This window comes from Microbacterium sp. WCS2018Hpa-9 (assembly GCF_031843745.1).
Lineage (GTDB): Bacteria > Actinomycetota > Actinomycetes > Actinomycetales > Microbacteriaceae > Microbacterium.
The window spans coordinates 29,457-52,986 of sequence record NZ_JAVTIY010000005.1 but is presented as its reverse complement, the minus strand read 5'-3'; the positions used below and the strand labels follow the sequence as shown (position 1 = coordinate 52,986).

General features: G+C 67.5%; 20 protein-coding genes. 7 read left to right on the top strand and 13 right to left on the bottom strand.

Annotated elements, in window-relative coordinates:
- The first annotated feature begins 145 nt into the window (after positions 1-145).
- Positions 146-1,978: an AMP-dependent synthetase/ligase gene (locus RQG82_RS11440; RefSeq protein WP_311259208.1), complete on the top strand. Its 1,833-nt coding sequence runs from the start codon at positions 146-148 to the stop codon at positions 1,976-1,978.
- A gap of 61 nt (positions 1,979-2,039) precedes the next feature.
- On the opposite strand, the gene def is transcribed toward RQG82_RS11440, so the two are convergent.
- From def to RQG82_RS11425, 3 genes are all read right to left on the bottom strand, one after another.
- Complete coding sequence (gene def / locus RQG82_RS11435) at positions 2,040-2,531, bottom strand: peptide deformylase (protein WP_311259207.1); 492 nt, start codon at positions 2,529-2,531, stop codon at positions 2,040-2,042.
- A complete protein-coding gene (locus RQG82_RS11430; RefSeq protein WP_311259206.1) occupies positions 2,531-4,465 on the bottom strand; it encodes a MinD/ParA family protein in 1,935 nt (644 codons plus the stop codon). The genes def and RQG82_RS11430 overlap by 1 nt, the downstream gene beginning before the upstream one ends.
- Before the next feature lie 66 nt (positions 4,466-4,531).
- Positions 4,532-7,939 (bottom strand): pyruvate carboxylase, encoded by a 3,408-nt coding sequence (locus tag RQG82_RS11425; protein WP_311259205.1) that lies wholly within the window; start codon positions 7,937-7,939, stop codon positions 4,532-4,534.
- A gap of 94 nt (positions 7,940-8,033) precedes the next feature.
- On the opposite strand from RQG82_RS11425, the gene RQG82_RS11420 reads away from it, so the two are divergent.
- Entirely contained in the window at positions 8,034-8,846 is an 813-nt protein-coding gene (locus RQG82_RS11420) for a ParA family protein (RefSeq protein ID WP_290161951.1), read from the top strand.
- 79 nt (positions 8,847-8,925) lie between these two features.
- Here the strand turns inward: RQG82_RS11420 and RQG82_RS11415 are convergent, their stop codons facing one another.
- The 3 genes from RQG82_RS11415 to RQG82_RS11405 form a co-directional block, all read right to left on the bottom strand.
- Entirely contained in the window at positions 8,926-9,471 is a 546-nt protein-coding gene (locus RQG82_RS11415) for a MerR family transcriptional regulator (RefSeq protein ID WP_079113096.1), read from the bottom strand.
- Between the two features lie 99 nt (positions 9,472-9,570).
- Positions 9,571-10,257, bottom strand: a complete 687-nt coding sequence (locus tag RQG82_RS11410; protein WP_311259204.1) for a MerR family transcriptional regulator — start codon at positions 10,255-10,257, stop codon at positions 9,571-9,573.
- Entirely contained in the window at positions 10,257-10,742 is a 486-nt protein-coding gene (locus tag RQG82_RS11405; protein ID WP_311259203.1) for an FHA domain-containing protein, read from the bottom strand. The genes RQG82_RS11410 and RQG82_RS11405 overlap by 1 nt, the downstream gene beginning before the upstream one ends.
- A 99-nt stretch (positions 10,743-10,841) precedes the next feature.
- On the opposite strand from RQG82_RS11405, the gene RQG82_RS11400 reads away from it, so the two are divergent.
- Both RQG82_RS11400 and lpdA read left to right on the top strand, forming a co-directional pair.
- Positions 10,842-11,501 (top strand): copper resistance protein CopC, encoded by a 660-nt coding sequence (locus RQG82_RS11400; RefSeq protein ID WP_311259202.1) that lies wholly within the window; start codon positions 10,842-10,844, stop codon positions 11,499-11,501.
- A 9-nt stretch (positions 11,502-11,510) separates the two neighbouring features.
- Positions 11,511-12,908, top strand: coding sequence for a dihydrolipoyl dehydrogenase (gene lpdA / locus RQG82_RS11395; protein WP_311259201.1), 1,398 nt, complete (start codon positions 11,511-11,513; stop codon positions 12,906-12,908).
- Between the two features lie 30 nt (positions 12,909-12,938).
- Here lpdA and RQG82_RS11390 read toward each other — a convergent pair whose 3' ends face one another.
- From RQG82_RS11390 to RQG82_RS11370, 5 genes are read right to left on the bottom strand one after another with little or no spacing between them, the layout of a single operon-like run.
- Positions 12,939-13,661 carry a methyltransferase domain-containing protein gene (locus tag RQG82_RS11390; protein ID WP_311259200.1) on the bottom strand — a complete coding sequence of 241 codons (723 nt, stop codon included), beginning with the start codon at positions 13,659-13,661 and terminating at the stop codon, positions 12,939-12,941.
- Positions 13,658-14,812: a type III polyketide synthase gene (locus RQG82_RS11385; RefSeq protein WP_311259199.1), complete on the bottom strand. Its 1,155-nt coding sequence runs from the start codon at positions 14,810-14,812 to the stop codon at positions 13,658-13,660. The genes RQG82_RS11390 and RQG82_RS11385 overlap by 4 nt, the downstream gene beginning before the upstream one ends.
- Before the next feature lie 54 nt (positions 14,813-14,866).
- A complete protein-coding gene (locus RQG82_RS11380) occupies positions 14,867-15,511 on the bottom strand; it encodes a CYTH domain-containing protein (RefSeq protein WP_311259198.1) in 645 nt (214 codons plus the stop codon).
- Positions 15,504-15,716 (bottom strand): response regulator, encoded by a 213-nt coding sequence (locus RQG82_RS11375; protein WP_215174787.1) that lies wholly within the window; start codon positions 15,714-15,716, stop codon positions 15,504-15,506. The genes RQG82_RS11380 and RQG82_RS11375 overlap by 8 nt, the downstream gene beginning before the upstream one ends.
- Before the next feature lie 35 nt (positions 15,717-15,751).
- The gene (locus RQG82_RS11370; protein WP_311259197.1) at positions 15,752-16,222 is read right to left on the bottom strand and encodes an A24 family peptidase; all 471 of its coding nucleotides are present in this window, start codon (positions 16,220-16,222) and stop codon (positions 15,752-15,754) included.
- A 133-nt stretch (positions 16,223-16,355) separates the two neighbouring features.
- Here RQG82_RS11370 and RQG82_RS11365 point away from each other — a divergent pair, with 133 nt between their 5' ends.
- The 3 genes from RQG82_RS11365 to RQG82_RS11355 are packed head-to-tail and all read left to right on the top strand — an operon-like array spanning position 16,356 to position 22,152.
- Complete coding sequence (locus tag RQG82_RS11365) at positions 16,356-17,153, top strand: hypothetical protein (protein WP_311259196.1); 798 nt, start codon at positions 16,356-16,358, stop codon at positions 17,151-17,153.
- The gene (locus tag RQG82_RS11360) at positions 17,150-18,691 is read left to right on the top strand and encodes a DNA polymerase Y family protein (protein ID WP_311259195.1); all 1,542 of its coding nucleotides are present in this window, start codon (positions 17,150-17,152) and stop codon (positions 18,689-18,691) included. The genes RQG82_RS11365 and RQG82_RS11360 overlap by 4 nt, the downstream gene beginning before the upstream one ends.
- Positions 18,691-22,152, top strand: a complete 3,462-nt coding sequence (locus tag RQG82_RS11355; RefSeq protein WP_311259194.1) for an error-prone DNA polymerase — start codon at positions 18,691-18,693, stop codon at positions 22,150-22,152. Before RQG82_RS11360 ends, RQG82_RS11355 begins: the two co-directional genes overlap by 1 nt.
- Before the next feature lie 5 nt (positions 22,153-22,157).
- Here RQG82_RS11355 and RQG82_RS11350 read toward each other — a convergent pair whose 3' ends face one another.
- Complete coding sequence (locus tag RQG82_RS11350; RefSeq protein WP_311259193.1) at positions 22,158-22,547, bottom strand: hypothetical protein; 390 nt, start codon at positions 22,545-22,547, stop codon at positions 22,158-22,160.
- A 270-nt stretch (positions 22,548-22,817) separates the two neighbouring features.
- Positions 22,818-23,420 carry a TetR/AcrR family transcriptional regulator C-terminal domain-containing protein gene (locus RQG82_RS11345; RefSeq protein ID WP_311259192.1) on the bottom strand — a complete coding sequence of 201 codons (603 nt, stop codon included), beginning with the start codon at positions 23,418-23,420 and terminating at the stop codon, positions 22,818-22,820.
- Positions 23,421-23,530 lie beyond the last annotated feature (110 nt).

Below are 23,530 nucleotides of genomic sequence, written 5' to 3'. Positions count from 1 at the left end.
TGAAGTCTAGCGCCGCGATCGGCATCCGCCAGCGCCATGTACCGACGACGTGCGATTGGCGACTGAGTCCCAGCAAACATGCGACCGAGTCTCATGCTCTAGACTCGTGTGCAACCAGTGCCCGACCGGTACCGAAGGAGCTGCCGTGGTCCAGTTTGAAGTCCCCGCCGTCGTCCCCGCCGATCCCGAGGGGAACATCTCAGACCTCCTGGCGAAGCGCGTCAAGGCGACGCCGGATCGCCCCCTGTTCTCCGTGCCCGAAGGCGAGGGCTGGCGCGACATCACCGCAGCCGATTTCGAGACGGCCGTGATCGCACTGGCCAAGGGCTTCGTCGCCGCCGGCATCCAGCCGGGTGAGAAGGTGGGCTTCCTCGCCCGCACCACCTATGACTGGACCCTCGTCGACTTCGCTCTGTTCTATGCGGGCGCCGTGATGGTGCCGATCTACGAGACGAGCTCTCCGTCCCAGATCCAGTGGATCCTCGAGGACTCCGGCGCCATCGCGCTCGTGCTCGAGTCACCCGAGCATTTCGCGCGCCTCGATGAGGTGCGCGGCGACCTCCCGCTGCTCCGCGAGGTCTGGCAGCTGCACCTCGGCGCGATCGACTCGCTGACCGCTCAGGGCGCATCGGTGCCCGATTCCGAGATCGAGCGCCTGCGCAGCATTGCTGTCGGCTCCGACATCGCCACCCTCATCTACACCTCCGGCTCCACCGGTCGCCCGAAGGGCTGCGTGCTCACGCACAGCAACTTCGTCGAGCTGTGCCGCAACTCCGCCACGGCGCTGGACGCGGTCGTGCAGACGCCCGGCGCATCGACGCTCCTGTTCATCACCACCGCGCATGTCTTCGCCCGATTCATCTCGATCCTGAACATCCACGCCGGCGTCCGCACCGGGCACCAGCCCGACACGCGACAGCTGCTCCCGGCGCTCGGCTCATTCAAGCCGACGTTCCTCCTCGCGGTACCGCGGGTGTTCGAGAAGGTCTACAACTCGGCGGAGCAGAAGGCCGAAGCCGGCGGCAAGGGCAAGATCTTCCGCGCTGCGGCCGACGTCGCGATCCAGCACTCGAAGCTGCTCGAAGAGGGAAAGAGCGTCCCGTTCGGGACCCGTCTCAAGTTCGCGCTGTTCAACAAGCTGGTGTACAGCAAGCTGCGCGAAGCGATGGGCGGCAACGTCGTCTACGCCGTGTCGGGTTCGGCTCCCCTCGGTGCGCGACTCGGCCACTTCTTCCACAGCCTCGGCGTGGTGATCCTCGAGGGCTACGGCCTCACCGAGACGACCGCTCCCGCGACCGTGAACCTCGCAGACAAGTCGAAGATCGGCACCGTCGGCCCGGCCCTCCCCGGAGTGGGTGTGCGGCTCGCTGATGACGGCGAGATCGAGGTGCGAGGCGTCAACGTGTTCAAGGAGTACTGGAACAACCCCGCGGCCACCGCCGACGCGTTCAGCGAGGGCGGCTGGTTCCGCACGGGTGACATCGGCAGCTTCGACTCCGAGGGGTTCCTCACCATCACCGGTCGCAAGAAGGAGATCATCGTGACGGCCGGCGGCAAGAACGTCGCACCCGCCGCCCTCGAGGACCCGATCCGCGCGAACCCGATCATCGGACAGGTCGTGGTCGTCGGAGACCAGCGTCCGTTCATCTCGGCCCTCATCACCCTCGACCCCGAGATGCTGCCGACCTGGCTCGCCAATGCCGGACTCCCCAAGGAGATGTCGCTCGCCGAGGCCGCGAAGAACGACGCGGTCCGAGCCGAGATCCAGAAGGCGGTGGATGCAGCCAACGCCCGGGTGTCCCGCGCCGAGTCCATCCGCAAGTTCACGGTGCTCGACAGCGAGTGGACCGAGGCGTCGGGTCATCTCACGCCCAAGATGTCGATCAAGCGCAACGTGATCATGAGCGACTTCGCCGATGAGATCGCCGCCATCTACGACGAGCCCGTCACCACGACGAACGTCGCCCTCGGCGGCTGAAACCCGCCGGATACGAGAAAGGTCCCGCTTCGGCGGGGCCTTTCTCGTATCCATCTGGAGTTCAGAACCAGGCGCTCTCTCTGACCTCTCGCATCGCACGCTTGCGCGTCTCGGCATCGAGTCTCGTGAGGTAGAGCTTGCCGTCGAGGTGATCGGTCTCGTGCTGAAGCGCCTGAGCCATCAGGCCGCTTCCCTCCAGCACCACCGGCTCACCATCGAGGTCGATGCCCTCGACTCTGGCCCAGGGGTGCCGCAGGGCGTCATGCCAGAGCCCGGGGACGGACAGGCAGCCCTCCCCCGTCGGCACGGGCTCGCCACGGACCTCGGTCAGGACAGGATTGAGCACATAACCGATGTCGCCGTCGATGTTGTAGCTGAAGGCGCGGAGCGCGACACCGATCTGCGGGGCAGCGACGCCGGCGCGCCCCGGCACCTCGACAGTGTCGATCAGGTCGGCGACGAGCGCGCGGACACCGTCGTCGACAGCATCGATCGGCGCACAGACGGTACGAAGCACGGGGTCTCCGAAGACCCGGATCTCACGCACCGCCATCAGTCGACCTTCGCTCGCAGACCCTCGACGAGCAGCGCAGCGAGCTCGCGCGCCGCCACCCGGGTCTCCGGCTGCAGGTTGGCGAAGACGATGGTCCCGCCCCCCGCGATCTGCGCGTCGTACGGCATCCGCACCACATGCTTGGCCCGCGTGCGGAAGTGCGTCTCGAGTTCATTGAGACGCACGAGCGGGGCACCGGGAGTCGACTGGTTGAGCACCACGACGGCCTCGCGCGCCTGCTCGGCGTATCCGTTGCTCTCGAGCCAGGTCAGCGTCTCCGACGCCAGCCGTGCTTCGTCGACACTCAGCCCTGAGACGATCACGATCTGATCGGCGAGATCGAGTGTGGCCGACATCACCGAGTGCACGATGCCCGTGCCGGTGTCTGTGAGCACGAGCGAGTAGTAGTGCGCGGCGACGCCGGCCACGTCCCGGTAGTCGCTGTCACTGAACGCCTCTGCGATCCGCGGGTCGGAATCCGAGGCGAGCACGTCCAGACGCGTGGCGTCTCGCGCGACGATCGCGGAGATGTCGTGATATCCCCTGACCTCGTCGTGGATCCGAACGAGGTCGCGAACGGACTTGTTGTGGTTCGGGCGGACCACACGCTCGGCGAGGGTGCCGCGATCGGGGTTGGCGTCGACCGCGATCACGCGATCGTCACGGGCGTCCGCGAGGGCCATGCCCAGCAGAGCGGTGATCGTCGTCTTGCCGACTCCGCCCTTGCGGGACAGCACCGGAACGAACCGGGCACCGCCGACGATCGGCGCGGCGATCCTGGCGCTCAGCGCCTTGCGCTCGCGCGCGCGCCGTCCGTCTCCGATGTTGATCCGACGGCCGGAGATCGCATAGAGGAAGTGGCTCCAGGCGCCCTCGGGCTCTGGTTTGGTCATGCGGTGCGGATCGAGCAGACGGTCTGCGGTGAGCAGGTCGGCGCTCTCGCGGGAAGATTCGCCGAGATCATCCAGGCGCTTCGCGGAGAGCTGCACGTCGGCGCGGCCCGATCGGGTCGTCGGTGTCGCAGCCCGCTGGGGCTTCTCAACGTTCATGACCGAAGTCTCCTTCTTGGCGAGTGATGCTGCTGCCGACGATCTCCGTGAACTGGGCACGGCGTCGTTGTCGGCTTTCGCCCTGGCGATGAACGCCGCCGCTGCGGCAGCCTCCGCGGCGACGGCGTCAGCAGGCGCAGCATCCGATGCAGCGGAAGGGGCGGTGCCGACGGCTGTCAGGGGCGCAGTCCGCGGAGCGCGTTCACGAGTGCGAGCGGGCTCAGGCACGGGCTCGGGCTCGGGCACGAGGTCGGGCTCGGAAAGTGCTTCTTGCTCGGGCTCGGGCTCGGGCTCCGGCTCGGGCTCCGGAACAACCTCAACCTCGGGCTCGGGCTCCGGCTCCGGCTCCGGCTCCGGCTCCGGCTCAGGCTCGGCTTCGAGCTCCGTCTCCGGCTCGAGCTCAGGTTCCGACTCGAGTTCGGGCTCCGGCTCAGGCTCGGGCTCGGGCTCGAGTTCGGGCTCCGGCTCAGGCTCGGCCTCAGCCTCAGGCTCGGCCTCGGCCTCAGCCTCAGCCTCAGCCTCAGCCTCAGCCTCAGCCTCAGCCTCAGCCTCAGGCTCAGGCTCGATCGCCTCGGCCCGATCCTCATCCGAAGCAGGCTCCGGCGGCAGTTCGATGATCATCGGGGCCGCGCCGAGTGGTGCGGGTGAGATCTCTGCAGCCGCTTTCGCCGCCGCGACCGGCTCGCCGATGATCAGGTCGGCGACGACCTCGCCCTCGACGACGCCATCGTCCTCCAGGTCGTCGTCATCGTCCTTCGGGAGCACGACGCTCACCTGCGCCGTATTGCCGAGTATGCCGATGGCCGAGGTGTCCAGCGACGTAGCGTCGTCGAGCACCCCTCTGGACTCATCGTCCGGGTTCTCTGCCACGTTCTTCGGGGTCACTGTGTCACTCCAAGCTTGTGCGGGCCTCGGGTGCGTCGGGTCGAACGCGGCCTCGCCCGCACAAGATTAGTGCGCTGGGCGGATGACGACCAAAAGATCTCCGGCCTCGACCTGCTGCGTCGCGCCGATCGCGAGCCGCTCCACGACGCCGTCGACGGGCGCGGTGATGGCCGCCTCCATCTTCATCGCCTCGATGGATGCGACCGCCTCGCCCGCGCGCACCGAGTCACCGACCTCTGCCTTCAGGGTCACGACACCCGAGAACGGCGCGGCCACCTGACCGGGCACCGACGTGTCGGCCTTCTCGATCTCGTGCACGTCGACCGCCACTGATCTGTCGCGCACGAACACCGGCCGCAGCTGACCGTTGAGGGTCGTCATGACGGTGCGCATGCCCTTGTCATCCGCGTCTCCGATGGCTTCGAGACCCACGTACAGCTGGACGCCGCGATCGATCTCGACCACGTGCTCCTGGCCCTGCACGAGACCGTAGAGGTAGTCGGCGGTGTCGAGCACCGAGAGATCACCGAACAGTTCTCGCCTCTCGGTGAACTCGCGCATGGGCGCGGGGAACAGCAGCGTATTGAGCCGCGCACGTCGGGTCGCGCTGTCGCCCGCCAACGCTGCCTCGTCGTCGGCGGAGATCTCGGTCATGCCGATGCGCACCGAACGCCCCGTCAGCACCTTGGTGCGGAAAGGCTCGGGCCATCCACCAGGGAGGTCGCCGAGTTCGCCCGCCATGAAGCCGACGACCGAGTCGGGCACGTCGTACTTCTCGGGATTCGCCTCGAAATCAGCAGGATCGGCCTTCACCGCGGCCAAGTGCAGAGCGAGATCGCCGACCACCTTGGACGACGGCGTCACCTTCGGAACGCGTCCGAGAATTCGATCGGCCGCAGCGTACATGTCCTCGATCAGCTCGAAGTCGTCTGCGAGGCCGAGCGCCTTCGCCTGCTGACGGAGGTTCGAGAGCTGCCCGCCGGGGATCTCGTGGTGGTATACCCGCCCGGTGGGGCCGGGAAGTCCGGACTCGAACGGCGCGTACATCCGACGGACCGCCTCCCAGTACGGCTCGAGGTCCGAGACGCTGTCGAGAGAGATGCCGCTGTCACGATCCGTGTGCGCGAGTGCGGCGACGAGGGATGAGAGAGACGGCTGGCTGGTCGTGCCGGAGAGCGGAGCGGATGCCGCGTCGACCGCATCCACTCCTGCGGCGCTCGCAGCGAGCAGCGTGGCGAGCTGGCCGCCCGGGGTGTCGTGCGTGTGCAGGTGCACCGGCAGATCGAAGCGCTCGCGCAGTGCGGCGACGAGCTTCGCCGCCGCTGCCGGGCGCAGAAGCCCTGCCATGTCCTTGATCGCGATGATGTGCGCCCCCGCGGCGACGATCTGGTCTGCGAGGTTCAGGTAGTACTCGAGCGTGTAGAGATCCTCGGCCGGGTTCAGCAGGTCACCGGTGTAGCAGAGTGCCACCTCAGCGACCGCGGTGCCCGTGCTGCGAACTGCCTCGATCGCCGGCCGCATCTGCTCGACGTCGTTGAGCGCATCGAAGATCCGGAAGATGTCGACCCCGCTCGCCGCCGCCTCCCGCACGAACGCCTCGGTCACGGCCGTCGGGTAGGGCGTGTAGCCCACCGTGTTGCGTCCGCGCAGAAGCATCTGGATCGCGACGTTCGGAAGCGCCGCCCGCAGCTTGTCGAGACGCTCCCACGGGTCTTCCCCGAGGAAGCGCAGCGCGACATCATAGGTCGCCCCTCCCCAGGCCTCGACCGAGAGCAGCTCCGGTGTCAGCCGGGCGATGTGCGGTGCGGCTGACACGAGATCCTTCGTGCGCACGCGCGTCGCGAGCAGAGACTGGTGGGCATCGCGGAAGGTCGTGTCGGTGATCGCAAGAGCGCTCTGCGCGCGCAGGTGCTTGGCGAAGCCTTCCGGGCCCAGCTCCAGCAGGCGCTGTCGTGACCCGGCGACCGGGGTCGAGGCGAGGTCGACAGCTGGGAGCTTGGCAGCCGGATCGAGGGAACCCGGGTGTGCCCCGTGGGGCTTGTTGACCGTGACGTCGACCAGCCAGTTCAGGATCCGGGTGCCGCGGTCCTTCGACTCGCGGCCACGGAGAAGATCCGGGCGCTCGTCGATGAACGACGTGCTCACATCACCGGCGATGAACGCGTCATCCTCCAGCAGCGCCTGCAGGAAAGGGATGTTGGTCGAGACGCCACGGATGCGGAACTCAGCCAGCGCCCGCCGGGCGCGCGCCACCGCCGCCGGGTAGTCGCGCCCACGGCAGGTCAGCTTGGCGAGCATCGAGTCGAAGTGCGGACTGATCTGCGCGCCCTGGTGCACGGTTCCGCCGTCGAGGCGGATGCCCGCACCGCCCGGCGAGCGGTAGGTGGTGATCTTGCCCGTGTCTGGCCGGAACCCCTGAGTCGGGTCCTCCGTGGTGATGCGGCACTGCAGCGCCGCCCCGCGCACCTGCAGGTTGTGCTGTTCCAGTCCGAGCTCGGCAAGGGTCTGGCCGGCGGCGATGCGCATCTGGCTCTGCACGAGATCGACGTCGGTCACCTCTTCGGTGACGGTGTGCTCGACCTGGATGCGCGGGTTCATCTCGATGAAGACGACCTCGCCGGTGCGCTCCCCCGCGGTCTCGAGCAGGAACTCGACCGTTCCCGCGTTCTCGTATCCGATCGATCGCGCGAACGCGACCGCGTACCCGTGCAGCGCGGTGCGGATGCCGTCGTCGAGATTCGGGGCCGGTGCGATCTCGACGACCTTCTGATGACGGCGCTGCACCGAGCAGTCGCGTTCGAAGAGGTGGACGGTCTCGCCGGTCTTGTCCGCGAGGATCTGCACCTCGATGTGCCGAGGACGCAGCACCGCCTGCTCCAGGAACATCCGCGGGTCGCCGAACGCGCTCTCCGCTTCGCGCATCGCCTCTGCGAGTGCCGGCGCGAGCTCCGCCGCCGACTCGACCCGGCGCATGCCACGGCCGCCACCGCCGGCGACGGCCTTGGCGAACAGCGGGAAGCCGATGTCCTCAGCCTGGGCCACGAGCGCGTCGACGTCATCGGATGCCTCGGTCGAACGGAGCACGGGAACCCCGGCCTCGATCGCGTGGCGTTTGGCCTCGACCTTGTTGCCCGCCATCTCGAGCACCTTCGAGGGCGGCCCGATGAAGACGATGCCGTTCGCCGCAGCCTTCTCGGCCAGCTCGGGATTCTCCGACAGGAACCCGTAGCCGGGGTAGATCGCGTCTGCTCCCGCATCCTTCGCGACGCGGATGATCTCGTCCACGTTCAGGTATGCGCGGACCGGATGACCCCGCTCGCCGATCTCGTATGCCTCATCGGCCTTGAGCCGGTGGACGGAGCCGCGGTCCTCATGCGGGAAGACGGCGACTGTTCTCGCCCCGACTTCGAATGCCGCACGGAAGGCACGGATCGCGATCTCGCCGCGGTTCGCCACAAGGATCTTCTGGAACATGCACACCTCTGGAAGCTCGATGCGCACTTCTAATCGGCGCGCATGGGGCGGGGCTGAGTGTGCACCCAGCCTAGGGGAAGGTAACGTGGTGTTCGTGCACGTACTCAGCGTCAGCTCTCTCAAGGGAGGCGTCGGCAAGACGACCGTGACCCTCGGCCTGGCCTCAGCGGCCTTCGCCCGTGGTGTCCGAACGCTCGTCGTCGACCTCGACCCTCAGTCCGATGTGTCCACCGGAATGGATATCCAGGTGGCCGGTCGGCTCAACATCGCCGATGTCCTGGCCAACCCGAAGGAGAAGGTCGTCCGTCAGGCGATCACCTCCAGCGGCTGGGCGAAGGTGCACCCCGGAACCATCGACGTGCTGATCGGCAGCCCGTCCGCGATCAACTTCGACGGTCCGCACCCGAGCGTGCGCGACGTGTGGAAGCTCGAAGAGGCGCTGGCATCCGTCGAAGCCGACTACGACCTCGTCCTCGTCGACTGCGCTCCCTCGCTGAATGCCCTCACCCGCACCGCGTGGGCGGCGAGTGACCGCGTGATGGTCGTCACCGAGCCTGGCCTGTTCTCCGTCGCCGCAGCCGACCGCGCGCTGCGCGCGATCGAGGAGATCCGTCGCGGTCTTTCCCCCCGTCTGCAGCCGCTGGGCATCGTCGTCAACCGCGTGCGCCCCCAGTCGATCGAGCACCAGTTCCGCATCAAGGAACTGCGCGACATGTTCGGCCCCCTCGTGCTCTCCCCTCAGCTTCCGGAGCGCACGTCGCTGCAGCAGGCCCAGGGTGCGGCCAAGCCGCTGCACATCTGGCCCGGCGACTCGGCTCAGGAACTCGCTTCTGACTTCGACCAGCTCCTCGATCGGATCATCCGCACCGGGCGCATCCAGGTCGCGGATTCCGGCCCGCAGGCCTGACCCACCGCAGACAGCAGAACGGCCATCCTCTCTCGAGGGTGGCCGTTTCTTCGTGTGGGGCGACTCAGGTCGCAGTCGGTCAGGCGGAACGTTTGGTGCGGCGTGCCGACAGCTCGTCGACAGGGTCGGGTGACGTCGCGTCGAACTCGACGAGGGTCGACTCGACCTCGCGCAGCACCTTGCCCACGGCGATGCCGAACACGCCCTGGCCGCGGCTGACCAGGTCGATGACCTCGTCGTTCGAGGTGCACAGGTAGACCGACGCGCCGTCGCTCATCAGGGTCGTTCCTGCGAGATCGCGGATGCCCGCGCGGCGGAGTTCTTCGACCGCCGTGCGGATCTGCTGCAGAGAGATGCCGGTGTCGAGCAGGCTCTTCACGAGCTTGAGCACGAGGATGTCGCGGAAGCCGTAGAGACGCTGCGACCCCGACCCGCTGGCGCCTCGCACCGTGGGCTCCACGAGCTCGGTGCGTGCCCAGTAATCCAGCTGACGGTAGGTGATGCCCGCTGCACGCGCTGCCACCGCACCGCGGTAGCCGACCTCGTCGTCCATGGCCGGCAGGCCGTCGGTGAAGAGGAGTTCTGGCACGAACCGCGGGTCGCCTGCACGCTCGTCCGCATTCATTTGAAATCCTCCCTGGAGCTGTTACCTCCACGCTAGAGCAGCCCTCCGGCACCGGCAATGACATCCGTGGCACACCGAAGGTGTGTCGCAATCAGTTCGTTACGAAAGCAACCTGGTGAGTGCGTCCTTGACGAAGAGCGAGCGCACTTCGTCGATCTTCGCGGCGAGGTTGGGAGCCATGTCGCTCGCCTTCGCACGCGAGGCGGCGTCTGTGCGACGGAGCAGCGACGACATGGCGGACTCGATCAGCGCGACCTCGCGCTCGGCACCCTGCCTCAGCGACCGCAGGTGGCGCGGTTCGATGCCATGACGGTCGAGCGCGACCAGACCGCGCAGCAGGGTGACGGTCGACTCGGGGTAACTCTCCTGAGCGACGATGACACCGGTGCTGATCGCATCGTTGAGAAGCTGCGGGCCGGCCCCGGCCGCCGACAGCAGCTCACCGCGGCGGTATCGACGAGGCGTCGGCGTGATCGACGGCGGCGGCGCGAGGGCGGCAGAGTCGCCGTTCGCCTCGGCATCGTCGAGCTGCTCTCGGATGATGCTGAGAGGGAGGTAGTGGTCGCGCTGCAGCGTGAGACCGAGGCGAAGTCGCTCGATGTCTGCCTGCGAGAACTTGCGATAGCCCGATTCGGTGCGCGATGGGCTGACGATCCCCTGCACTTCGAGAAAGCGGAGCTTGCTGGAAGTGAGCTCGGGAAACTCCGGCGTGAGCCGAGCAAGCACCTGACCGATGCTCAGAAGGCCCGCGGACGCCGAGCGTTCGCGGGCGGGAGAAGCCGCCATCAGTCGATCGCCGCGACGCGATCGACGGGAGAGGCGAAGAAGTTCAACCGGAACTTGCCGACGCGAAGCTCGGTGCCGTCGACCAGCGCGCTGCGGTCGACGCGCTCGCCGTTGACGTACGTGCCGTTGAGTGAGCGCTGGTCGATGATCTCGAACGTCGAGCCGTTGCGAGTCACCTCTGCATGTCGGCGCGAGACGGTCACGTCGTCGAAGAAGATGTCGGCTTCGGGGTGGCGGCCCACGGTCGTCACGTCGGTGTCGAGCAGGTAGCGGGCCCCCGCGAGAGCGCCGGAGCGCACGAGAAGCAGTGCGGAACCGGAGGGAAGCGCTGCGATGGCGCCCTGCTCCACATCGGTGAGCTCCACGCCGAAAGGCACGAAGGAGAGGTCCGAATCGTGCCCGAACGTCTGCGTCACGTCGTGCCTCTGCTCGCCGGGACGGTGGATCGCGGCGTCTCCGCCCGATCGATTCTGGCTGTCTGTCACTATGCCCTCCTAGTCCTCCAGACTAACTGATCCGACGCCGCTCGCGGGAGCTCGCTTCACACTCAGGCATCGCATACCGACACTTCATAGGCTGGGGATGTGAAAACCACAGCTCGTCGCCTTCCTGCAGCTCCGGTCGCACTCGCCGCCGCCCTTCTGACCGCGTTCCTCGTGCTGTTCGCGCCTCTCTCCGCCTCAGCGCACGACAGTCTGCTCGCGTCGTCGCCCGAGGCCGACAGCACGGTCGACACACTCCCGGCAGAGTTGACGCTCACGTTCAGCGCGAAGCTCATCGACGAGACCGGCGCGACCGAGGTGGTCGTGACCGACCCGTCCGGCAATTCGGTCATCGAGGGCGCTGCGACCGTCGAGGGGGCGATCGTGACGCAGCAGCTCGCCACGGAGGCCGCCGCTGGTGCCTATCACGTGATCTGGAAGGTCGTCTCGAGTGACGGCCACCCGACCTCGGGAGAGTTCGACTTCACGGTTGCGAACAGCTCCGAGCCCGCCCCGACCGCGGAGCCCACCGCGGAGCCCACCCCCTCGGCCACGGCTGCTCCCGCTCCGGTCGCGACAGCAGGCCCCGGCACCGACGCCACTCCCGCCCCCGAGAGCGGCGACTCATCCGCCTCGTCGACGCTGATCTGGGTGCTCGCGATCGTCGGTGTGCTCGTGATCCTCGGCATCGTCGTCTGGCTCGTGGTCCGCGGGCGCCGCGACCCGGCTTCCACCGATTCCGACCTTCCCTCGGAGCGATAGGCTTAAGGCATGCCACATTACGATGTCGTCATCCTCGGTGCAGGTCCTGGCGGATACGTCGCTGCGGTTCGCAGCGCGCAGCTCGGTCTGTCCACCGCCATCATCGAAGAGAAGTACTGGGGTGGTGTCTGCCTCAACGTGGGCTGCATCCCCTCCAAGGCTCTCCTGAAGAACGCGGAGCTCGCGCACACGCTCAACCACAAGGCCGACTTCTTCGGCATCTCGGGTGAGTTCACGATCGACTACGGCAAGGCGTTCGACCGCAGCCGCGTCGTCGCCGACGGCCGCGTCAAGGGCATCCACTTCCTGATGAAGAAGAACAAGGTGACCGAGTACGACGGTCGCGGCACCTTCACCGGCCCGAAGGCGATCTCCGTCGCCAAGGCCGACGGCTCGACCGAAGAGGTCACCTTCGACAACGCGATCATCGCGACCGGCTCGAAGGTTCGTCTGCTTCCGGGCGTCCAGCTCAGCGACAACGTCGTGACCTACGAGGAGCAGATCCTCAGCCGCGAGCTCCCGAAGTCAATCGTCATCGTCGGAGCCGGAGCCATCGGCATGGAATTCGCGTATGTGATGACCAACTACGGCGTCAAGGTCACGATCATCGAGTTCCTCGATCGCGCGCTTCCCAATGAGGATGCGGATGTGTCGAAGGAGATCGCCAAGCAGTACAAGAACTACGGCGTCGACATCCTCACCTCCACCAAGGTCGAGTCCGTCGTCGACAACGGCTCGTCCGTCACCGTGTCGTACACCGGCAAGGACGGCCAGCAGAGCTCGATCGAGGCCGACAAGGTGCTCATGTCGGTCGGCTTCGCCCCCAACATCGAGGGCTTCGGGCTCGAGGCCACGGGCGTCAAGCTCACCGAGCGCGGCGCGATCGACATCGACGACCACATGCGCACCAACGTCGAGGGCATCTACGCCATCGGCGATGTGACCGCCAAGCTGCAGCTCGCCCACGTGGCCGAGGCTCAGGGCGTCGTCGCCGCCGAGACCATCGGCGGAGCAGAGACCCAGACGCTCGGCGACTACCGCATGATGCCTCGTGCGACGTTCTGCTCGCCACAGGTCGCCTCGTTCGGTCTGACCGAGCAGCAGGCGAAGGACGAGGGGCGCGAGATCAAGGTCGCGACCTTCCCGTTCATGGCCAACGGCAAGGCGCACGGCCTCGGCGAGCCCCTCGGATTCGTCAAGCTGATCGCCGACGCCGAGCACCTCGAGCTCATCGGCGCCCACATGATCGGTCCGGACGTGTCCGAGCTTCTGCCCGAGCTGACGCTGGCCCAGAAGTGGGACCTCACGGCTCTCGAGCTGGCTCGCAACGTGCACACCCACCCGACGCTGTCGGAGGCGCTGCAGGAGGGCTTCCACGGCCTCGCAGGTCACATGATCAACTTCTGATCCGAGGATCAGATCGAAGGCCCGGCACGCTCACGCGTGTCGGGCCTTCTTGTCCCAGCGCAGCTCCAGCCGCGAGGGAAGACCGAAGCGCACAGTCCATCCGGACGGCACGAGGGAGGCGAGTTCTGTCGGCGTGTACGAGCGACGGATGCTGATGAGGCCGTCCTCCCGGATGAACGAGCCGCGGAACAGCGTGCCCGAGAAGACCCACGTCGCGGCGTCATACAGCGCATAGGCGAATCGGGTGCGGGCGATGTCCCGGTGCACCACGACGCCGCCGACGCCGACGAGCGCTTCGGAGTCGCGCAGCAGACCGTCGAGCTCTGCCGTGGTGAGGTGATGCAGCACGTGATTCGAGAAGACCACGTCGTATTTCTCCCCCGCCGCCACGAGGTCTGCGGCGAAGGCGCAGCGATATCGAATGCCGGCTCCGTCGTCGTGATCCCCCGCCCAGCGGATCGCCCGCTCGTCGGCGTCGAGCGCCGTGATCTCGGCATCCAGCCCTGCTCGCCTCAACCGCGCCGCGATCATCCTGCATACGTCTCCGCCGCCCGCGCCGATGTCCAGGATCCGGATGGGACCACGACGGGCACGCGGTCGGATCTCCCGGCGATACAGCAGCCCTGGTCGCGAGACGAGCGCGTTCACCAGACGGAAGCGTCTGTAGGTGTGCTCGAGCATCCCGATGTCGGCAGCCGGATCGTCCATGAGCTCGCGCGCCTCGGTGGCGCGCGTCGAGAGGTCGTGTCTCACGAGACGCCGGTGGTGACCGTCATCAAGGCGCTCTCGGCGGTCAGTCCCGGCCCGAAGGCCATCGCCGCGACCCGCGACCCCTCGCTCGCGCCGTCATCGAGGATCCGTTTGATGACGAAGAGCACCGTCGCGCTCGACATGTTGCCGTTCTCGCGCAGCGTCTCTCGCGCCGGGTGCAGCTGCGCGTCGCTCAGGTGCAGTCGTTCCTGCACACGGTCGAGGATGCTGCGTCCACCGGGGTGGATCGCCCAGTGCTCCACGCGCTCCCCCACTCGTCCCTCGTCGAACGCGGCCTCGAGCTCGCCCTCGCGGGCGTAGAGCGGACGGATGGCGCCGTTGATGGTCTCGCCGATGATCTGCGGCACCTTCGTCGACAGGATCATCTCGAAGCCGTGGTCGCCGATGGTCCAGGCCATGTCCTTCTCACCCTCGGCCGCGATCGCCGTGTGGAATCCGTCGAGACGCACGGCAGGCACCGGAGTCGGGAGATCGCGCGCTGTGACGATGCCGGCGGCCGCCCCATCCGCGAAGAGAGAGTTGGCCACGATGAGATCCGGGTCCTCCGACGAGCGAAGGTGCACGGTGCACAGCTCGACGCTGACCACGAGCACCACCGCCGCGGGGTCGGCCGCGCAGAACTGACTCGCGGCACGAAGCGCAGGCATCGAGGCGTAGCAGCCCATGAACCCGAGGTGATAGCGCTGCACGCTGTCGGAGAGGCCCAGCCCCCTCACGATCTCGTACTCGGGGCCCGGTGCGTGGAAGCCCGTGCACGACGCGGTGATGACGTGCGTGATGTCCGCGGCGACGATGTCGGGGTCTGCGTCCAGGGCGCTGCGCGCCACCTCGACGAAGAGACGGGACGCCTCGCGTATGTAGAGGTCATTGCGTGCCCCGGTGCCCGGAGAGTGCAGAAGACCCGACTCTCGATCGAAGAAGACCGGCTCGTGGGTGGTCGCCGTGGGCGAGAGCTCTGCGATGACGGTGTGACGGGTGTCGATGCCCGATCCGTTGAAGGACGCTCCGATGATCCGCTGCGCGAGGCGACCGACGTCGGGCTGCGAGGCGAAGATGTCGCGCACCTCGTGCTGCTCGATGACGGTGTCGGGAACGATCGTCCGCAGCGAGCGGAGTACGGCGGAGCGGGTCATGTCTGTCACTCAAGCATGCGCCCGCGTCCGCACGGAAGGGGCTTGCGGCGTGGGTCAGAAACCCAGAGCGCGGGCGAGCTTGGAGCCGGATGACGAATCGCGACCCCCGACGGCGAAGATCACCGTCTCCACGGCCTCGAACAGGGCTGCTCGCCCTGCCGCGTCGGCGGGTGCCGCGGGCCCGAGCTCGAACTCCCACTCGCGCCATTCACGCTGCACGTCGTGTCGGAGGTCTGTCGCGCGAACGCGATCATCGACGAACTCGGCGACGACTCCGGTGGCTCCGGTCAGCAGATATGCCGTTCGGGTGTTCTCGATCCGAGCGAGGGGCGTCAACGGGCCCGTCGCCCATCGCGAGATGGTCGCGGTCACCGCATCCGGGATCCCGTCGTCGTCACCCAGCGGCCAGCCGATCTCGAGGCGGCCGTCGCCCTCGCGCGGTCCCTTGATATGCCAACCGGCATCAGGGCCGCCGGTGCGCCGACGAAGAGCCACCCCTGAGCGGGAGAGTCCGGCATCTGCAGTGTCGAAGTAGCGTGCGTCGAGTTCGCGCACCTCTCCGGACGACACGGCATCCACTCCGGGAATCCACACCCATTCAGGAAGGAGAGTGGCGTCGTCGACGTCGTACTTGCGCTCGACCTCGATGACCCTGGAGGGTTCGAGCCCGGACTTCGGAGCGTTGTGGTGCTCAGTCATCCGACGGGCTGATGTCCTCGAGGGATTCGTCGAACCAGTAGTCGATCTCGGTGGGACCGTCGGCGTCGCCGGTGTTCTGCTCGTCACCGCGCCGGTTGTACACCACCTGGGTCTCGCTGTAAGGGACGATGAGCTTGTCGTCCGCATCGCCGAGTGGAATGATCTGCCCGTCGAGCGGGCCGCCGTGAAGCCGTGCAAGTGCCATGTGCTCACCCTATCGCCGACGCGCTGCAAGACACCTCACTCCATGAGGATGCCGAGGAGCGCGCCGATGATCATCCACGGCCCGAAGGCGATGCGCGTCGAGCCGTCCGCCCTGCGGAGCATCATCAGCGATACGGAGAACAGAGCGCCGAGGAGGAAGGCGGATGCTGCTCCCACGGCGAGCGCCTGCCAGCTGTGCCAACCGAGGATCAGGCCGATGACGGCGGCGAGCTTGACGTCTCCTCCGCCCATTCCCTCGCGGCTGAGCAGACGGAGCGCCGCATAGAAGCCGCCGAGGATCAACATGCCGAATACGGCCCTGATCATCGCCGTGCTCTCACCGGAGGCGATGGCGTCGGCAACTCCGAGGACGACGAGTGCCGCGAGGGTGGGGAGCACGATCCGGTTCGGCAGTCGATGGGTGCGAATGTCGATGGCGACGAGTCTGCAGGCGATCACGAAGAGCATCAGATGGACGGTCACGACGGCCACGGTGCGGAGATCCATGCCGGAAGGCTAGGAGAAAGGCGGATGCCGACGAGAACGCCGTGTGGATAACCTTCCGTCCCGATGTCGGAGGTTCGAACTATCGTCATCTACTCCAGTTGCTTTATTAGTACATATCTTCGAGGATGGATTCATGGGGATCGGGCTCGATGCGGTGACCGCGCTCTCTCCGGCTGGCGACTCCCGCGCCGGAGAGGTTCTTCGGCTGCGCCGCGAGATCAGCCGAATGCAGCGCAGACGCAGTGAGCACCCGCTGCTCCCCCTCGAACCGGCCTTCGCCTCCCTGCTCCCTGAAGAAGGGCTGCAGACGGGGACGACATACACCGTCTCCCCCTCGCCCAGCCTCGTCCTCGCGTTGCTCGCTGCGGCGTCGCGCAAGGGCCTCTGGTGTGCGGTCGTGGGCATGCCCACGCTGGGCGTCGAAGCCGCAGCGGCGTTCGGAATCGAGCTGCCTCGACTGATCCTCGTCCCCGAGCCCGGAGACCGCTGGCTCGCCGTGACCTCTGCGCTCGCCGAGGTGGTTCCGCTGATCGCCGTGCAGCCGGGAGGCAGAGCACGCGATGCCGACGTGTCACGACTGAGCGCACGTCTGCGAGACCGCGGGAGCACCCTGCTCGTCACCGAGTCGACAGCGTCCGGCGCCTGGCCGCAGAGCGAGGGGTCCATCCGGCTGCACGACCAGCACTGGCTCGGCGTCGGCGAGGGATGGGGGCTGATCGAAGGTTCCACGGCGACGGTGTCGGCCCGAACGCGGCACAGTCCGCTGTCGTCGAGCGTGCGCGTACGCCTTCCCGGCGCCCACGGCGCGGTCGAAGAGCTGCCCGCCGAGCACATCGCCGTCGAGACCTTGGCTGAGATGACAGCTCTGCCCGGCCTGCGCGGTGCCGAGGCCGCTCCGCTCGAGTACCCGCGTCTGGCGGTGGCAGGATGACCGCTGCTCCGCTGCGGGTCCTCGTCCTGTGGTTTCCCGATTGGCCGTTGCGCGCCGCCCTGGGCGGGCCACCGCCTCACCCGCCGACAGCTCTGGTGCATGCGAACACCGTCGTCGCTTGCACCGCATCGGCGAGGGAGCACGGCGTGCGTGCCGGCCAGCGACGCCGCGTCGCTCAGGGGCACATCTCGTCGCTGCGTGTGCTGCCGCACGACGCCGCCCGCGACGAGAGAGCGTTCCTTCCGGTGCTGCAGCTCATCGAGAAGCACGCCCCCGGCGCCGCCCTGCTGCGTCCAGGACTCGCGGCAGTGCGGGCACGGGGCATCTCTCGCTACCACGACGGCGAGGCTGAGGCAGGTCGGGCCCTCATCGACGTCCTCACCGAGGCAGGCTTCCCCGAGGTGCGGGTGGGTATCGCCGACGGCCCCTTCACGGCAGAGCTCGCCGCGAGAGGAAGCCCCCCGTGCACCGTCGTGCCTGCAGGTCTCGCGAAGGACTTCCTCGCCCCGCTCCCCGTGGGGGTGCTGCGAGACGAACAGCTCACCGGTCTGCTCATCCGGCTCGGCGTGCGCACGCTCGGCGACTTCGCCGCCCTCGACGAGATCGAGGTGCGCGATCGCTTCGGCGAGCGCGGTGCCCGCCTGCACTCCCTCGCTGCCGGCGCCGATTCCCGCGCCGTGGTGGCACGACCGCCTGACCCCGAACTCGTGCGCTCCGTCGAGTTCGAACCGCCACTCGCGGGAGCCGATCAGGTGGCCTTCGCAGTGCGGCAGACGGCCGATGCGGTCATGCTCGCTCTCGGCGAAGCCTCGGTGGTCTGCACAGAGGTCCGCATCGACCTGATCGACGACGACGGCAAGGTGTTCTCCCGCCCCTGGCTGCACCCGACCTGCTTCGATGCCGCCGACCTCGTCGACCGGGTGCGCTGGCAGCTCGAGGCGCTGGGGGCGGAGTCCGCGAAGGAGCCGATCGATGAGGCTCGCGCGTTCGGCGGGATCGCCCTGGTGCGGATCGTCCCCGTGGCGGTCGATGATGCCGCCCACCACCAGCCCGGACTCTTCGGGTCGGGCACGGATGAGCGCCTGCACCATGCCATCTCCCGCGTGCAGACCATGCTCGGGCACGAGGGTGTCGTCACCGCCGCTCTTTCCGGCGGGCGCTGGCTCGCCGATCGACAGGTGCTCACTCCGTGGGGTGAACGCGCCGTCGCCCCCAGAGACCCAGGGCACCCCTGGCCGGGAAGCCTTCCCGATCCCCTTCCCGCCGAGGTGTTCCGACCACCTCGGCCTATCGGAGTGCTCGCTCCTGACGGCGAGACCGTCCTCGTCGATGACCGGGGGTCGTTGTCGGCGGCGCCCGCTCGCATCGACGGCGACGACGTCCAGGCCTGGGCTGGCCCCTGGCCCGTCCATGAACGCCGGTGGGAAGCCTCCGGTGGCAAGAGGGGGCACCGCCTGCAGATCATCGACGATCATGATCGCGCCTGGCTCGTCTTCTGCACCGGAGACCGCTGGTGGGCCGAGGGGAGGTACCGCTGATGGGCTGGCACAACCCTCCCCTGTCCTGGAACGAACTGGAGCGCACTCTCAGCGGCGAGGAATCTCCCTACCCGACCGGAGGCATGCCGCCAGGCAGCCGACCGGATCCCGGTCCCGTCAGCACCAAGCGCAAGCGCAACCCTCCGACATCGGTGAACCGACCTGAGGATGCGGTTCCCTATGCCGAGCTGCACGCGCATTCGTCGTACTCCTTCCTCGACGGCGCCTCCTCGCCGGAAGACCTGCTCGCCGAGGCCGAGCGTCTGGGGCTCACCGCGCTGGCGCTCACCGACCACGACGGTTTCTACGGGGCGGCCCGCTTCGCCGAGGTCGCAGAGCTGATGGACGTGAGCGTCCAGACCGTATATGGCGCAGAGCTCTCGCTCGGTCTCGACGCACCGCAGCGGGGCGCCCCCGATCCCGTCGGCGACCATCTGCTGGTGCTCGCCGACGGCCTGGAGGGCTATCACCGTCTCTCCGGCGCCATGACGGCTGCCCACCTGCGCGGGGGCGAGAAGGGTCGCCCCGTGTACGACCTCGATGAGCTGGCAGCCTCCGCCGACGGGCACTGGACGATCCTCACCGGCTGCCGCAAGGGCGGCGTCCGGCGTGGTCTCGAAGCCGGAGACGCGCAGACACCGCTGCGCCGCCTGGTCGATCTGTTCGGCCAGGATCACGTCGCCGTCGAGCTCTTCGACCACGGCGACCCCCAGGACACACGTCGCAACGACGCTCTCGCCGATCTCGCCAGGCGGATGCGTTTGCCGGTGGTGGCGACGAACAACGTGCACTACGCCGCCCCCGAACGTGCATCACTCGCCGAAGCGGTCGCCGCAGTGCGTGCTGTGCGCAGCATGGACGAGCTCGACGGCTGGCTTCCGACCCACGGAGGAGCACATCTGCGCAGCGGTGCGGAGATGTCCGCACGCTTCCGGCGCCACCCCGGCGCGATCTCCTATGGGCTCGAACTCGCCGCAGCGTCGGCCTTCTCCCTCCGTCGAGCACGACCGGCCCTGCCGAAGCAGGAGGTCCCCGACGGTCATACCCCCATGAGCTGGCTGCGCCATCTGGTGTGGGAGGCCGCGCCGACGAAGTATCCGAACCTCGATGACGACGGCCGCCGCAGGATCGGGCGCGAGCTCGACGTGATCGAGGAGAAGGACTTCCCCGGCTACTTCCTCATCGTGCACGGCATCGTCACAGAGGCACGCCGTCGCGGCATCCTGTGTCAGGGGCGTGGCTCTGCCGCGGCGAGCGCCGTCTGCTATCTGCTCGGCATCACCGCCGTCGACCCGATCCTCTACCGACTGCCCTTCGAGCGGTTCCTTGCGACGACCCGTCAGGAAGAACCCGACATCGATGTGGACTTCGACTCCGACCGTCGGGAGGAGATCATCCAGTGGGTGTACCGCGAGTACGGAAGAGAGCGTGCGGCGCAGGTGGCGAACGTCATCCAGTACCGTCCGAAGAATGCCGTGCGCGACATGGCGAGGGCTCTCGGCTTCTCCCCGGGGCAGCAGGACGCCTGGTCCAGGCAGGTCGACGGGTGGAGCACCGGACTCGAGGTGGCCGACGAGCACGACATCCCCGCGAACGTGCTCGACTACGCAGGTGAGCTTCTGAAGGCTCCCCGGCACCTCGGCATCCACTCGGGTGGCATGGTGCTCACGGCACGACCCGTCGGCGAGGTCGTCCCCGTCGAGCATGCGCGCATGGAGAACCGCACCGTGATCCAGTGGGACAAAGACGACGCGGCCTGGATGGGGCTGGTGAAGTTCGACCTCCTCGGGCTGGGCATGCTGGCAGCGCTCCAGCACTGCTTCGATCTCATCGACGACGCCACGGGTGAGCGGTGGACGCTCGAGACTCTTCCGAAAGAAGAGCCGGCCGTCTACGACATGCTCTGCCGCGCTGATTCGATCGGGGTGTTCCAGGTCGAATCCCGCGCACAGATCGGCCTGCTTCCCCGCCTGCAGCCACGCGCGTTCTACGACCTCGCCATCCAGATCGCGCTCATCCGCCCCGGGCCCATCCAGGGCGGAGCCGTGCATCCCTTCGTCCGCCGCAAGATGGCGAAGGATGCGCTCGACGAAGAGAACCGCGCCAGAGCCGCTCGTGGAGAAGAGCCTGTCGTGCTCGATATCCCGTATCCGCATGATGACCTCAAGCCGATCCTCGAGCGGACGCTGGGCATCCCGATCTTCCAGGAACAGCTGATCCAGATGGCGACGGCCATCGGCGACTGCACTGCCGACGAGGCCGATCTGCTCAGACGCGCCATGGGATCCAAACGCGGACTCGAGAAGATCGAGAAGGTGCGCGACAAGCTCTACACAGGGATGACCAGGCGCGGGCTCTCCGCCGAGCAGTCGGATCGCATCTACGCGCAGATCCAGGCGTTCTCGAACTTCGGATTCGCGGAGTCGCACTCGTTGTCCTTCGCACTTCTCGTCTATGCGAGCTCCTGGCTCAAGCTGCACTATCCGGCGGCGTTCCTCGCCGGGCTGCTCCGGTCGCAGCCGATGGGCTTCTACTCCGCCTCGACGCTCACCGCAGATGCGCGACGGCATGGCGTGGAGGTGCGCCGACCCGATCTGCACGCCTCAGGTGTCACCGAGACCCTCGAACCCCTCGAGGGTGCACCGCGGCGGATGCCGACGGGGCTGGACGCCTGTGGCGATCCGGTGCAGCCTCGAGTGCCGCGCTTCGACCGGTCCACGCCAGACGAGTCGGCGGCGCACCGACGGGATGGCGCATATGCGGTGCGCATGGGGCTCAGCGGTGTGCGCGGCATCGGCACACCTCTGGCAGAGAGAATCGTCACCGAGCGCGAGGCCGCCGGCCCTTTCCGCGATCTGAACGATCTGGTGAGGCGCACCGATGCCACCGCTGCGCAGCTGGAGTCCCTGGCGACCGCCGGCGCGTTCGAGTGCCTAGGGCTGCAGCGCAGAGAGGCGATCTGGCTGTCAGGGGCAGCCGCTGAGGATCGTTCGCGGTACCTTCCCGGCACGACGATCTCCGTGCAGCCACCGCTGTTCAGCGATCAGTCCAGCTACGAACAGCTCTCCGCGGATCTCTGGGCGACCGGCGTCTCGACCGACGACCATCCGATGGCACACTTCCGCGGACTCCTGCGCGAGCGGGGTGTGCTCACCTCCACCGATCTCCAGAGCCACGAGACGGGCAGGCGCATCGAGGTCGCGGGCCTCGTGACCCACCGTCAGAGACCTGCGACCGCAGCGGGTGTCACGTTCCTCAATCTCGAAGACGAGAACGGCCTCGTCAACGTCATCTGCTCGACGGGTGTGTGGGGTCGTTACCACCGGGTGGCGCGGGATTCTCCTGCTCTGATCATCCGCGGCATTCTCGAGCGCTCAGCCGAGGGGGTCGTGAACGTCCTCGCTGACGCGTTCGAAGACCTCCGCACCGGAGTGACGCATCGATCGAGGGACTTCCGCTGAGCGGTTCACCAGAAGCGTTCGGGCTCCGGCTCAGGCACGCGGTCGCCACCGCCCCAGCGGTCCGCTTCGGCCTTCGCGGCGTCGACGGCTGCATCCGCACCGTGCAGGGCTGCTCTGGCACTCGTCGCTCCCGATCCGTTCCCCTCGGCGTCGACGGTGAGCGTCGTCTGCGACGAGTGGCCGCCGATCGTCACCGTGCAGTCGATGACACGACCCAGCCACCGGAGGACCTCGCCCCGGGGCTCCTCGACGCGGCGATAGCGGATCCCGGTATCGAGGTCTCTGACAGACAGGATCAGGGACTCCCCGGTCAGCTCGTCGATGCGCTCCGTCACCTCGACTCGGTGCCCGTGGGCGATGGCGAGTTGCGCGTTCAGCACGAGCTTTCTGTCCATGAACCCACTCTATGAGTGGACGTTCTCGCAGCAAGCCCCAGTCTTGGAAGAAACATTCGTAGATTTCTTTGTCCCCCAAATGGCGGACAGAGCGATTAAGCGATATTCTGCTGGGAGTAGCGGGGGCTACCGGCTGAACATCTGGGGATTACCAGCCGAGAGAGCAGCGAAAATCTTTCGCCGCCTCCCCTACCGTCCGGGACGGACGGTGAGCCCTCTCGAGTGATCCAAATGGGGTTGGATGACTCGAGAGGGCAACCAATCCCAGCCTCACCGGCTGAGGCGGGCCCGCAGCGAGTCGACAAGCAGCCCGACTCCGAGTTCGAACGTCCGATCCGCTCGCGCCGTTCCTCGCTCTGCCCCCTCGAGCACGCGACCGAGCGTACGGGTTCCCTCCCCCGGCTCCCAGACCTCGTCCGGTGATGCCAGGTCGAGACCGAAGCCGATCGCGAAGGCGTCGATGATCGCGATCACCGTGAGCACCTCGTCTTCGGGAAAGCCGCCGTCGACGAGGACGGTCGCCAGGTCGTCGTATGCGGTGATGACCGCCGGATGAGTGATCGTCTTCCCGATGAGGAGCGGAACGAGCTGCGGGTGATCGGCGTACATCTGGCGCTGCTGCCTCAGAAGGTCGACCAGGAAGTCGTCCCAGCTGCTCTCACCCGGCCTGACCCGGTAGTCCTCGACCAGTCGGCCTCGCATCAGCTCGATGATGCCGTCCATGCCGTCCACGTGGTTGTACAGCGAAGACGGCCTGACTCCGAGCCTGCGGGCGATCGCGTTCACCCCGAACGGCTCCCCGGCCCTCGACAGCTCGAGGCCGGCCGCCCCGATGATGTCGGGCGAAAGCAATGGGCTCGAGGGCCTGGGCATCGCACGCTCACTTTCTGTTCGCGGGGCCGTCGAGGAAATCTCTTCCCTCCGGCATCCCTCCTGTGCATAATAGTGAACACCATTCGTTGACGAACACCATTCGTTTATGA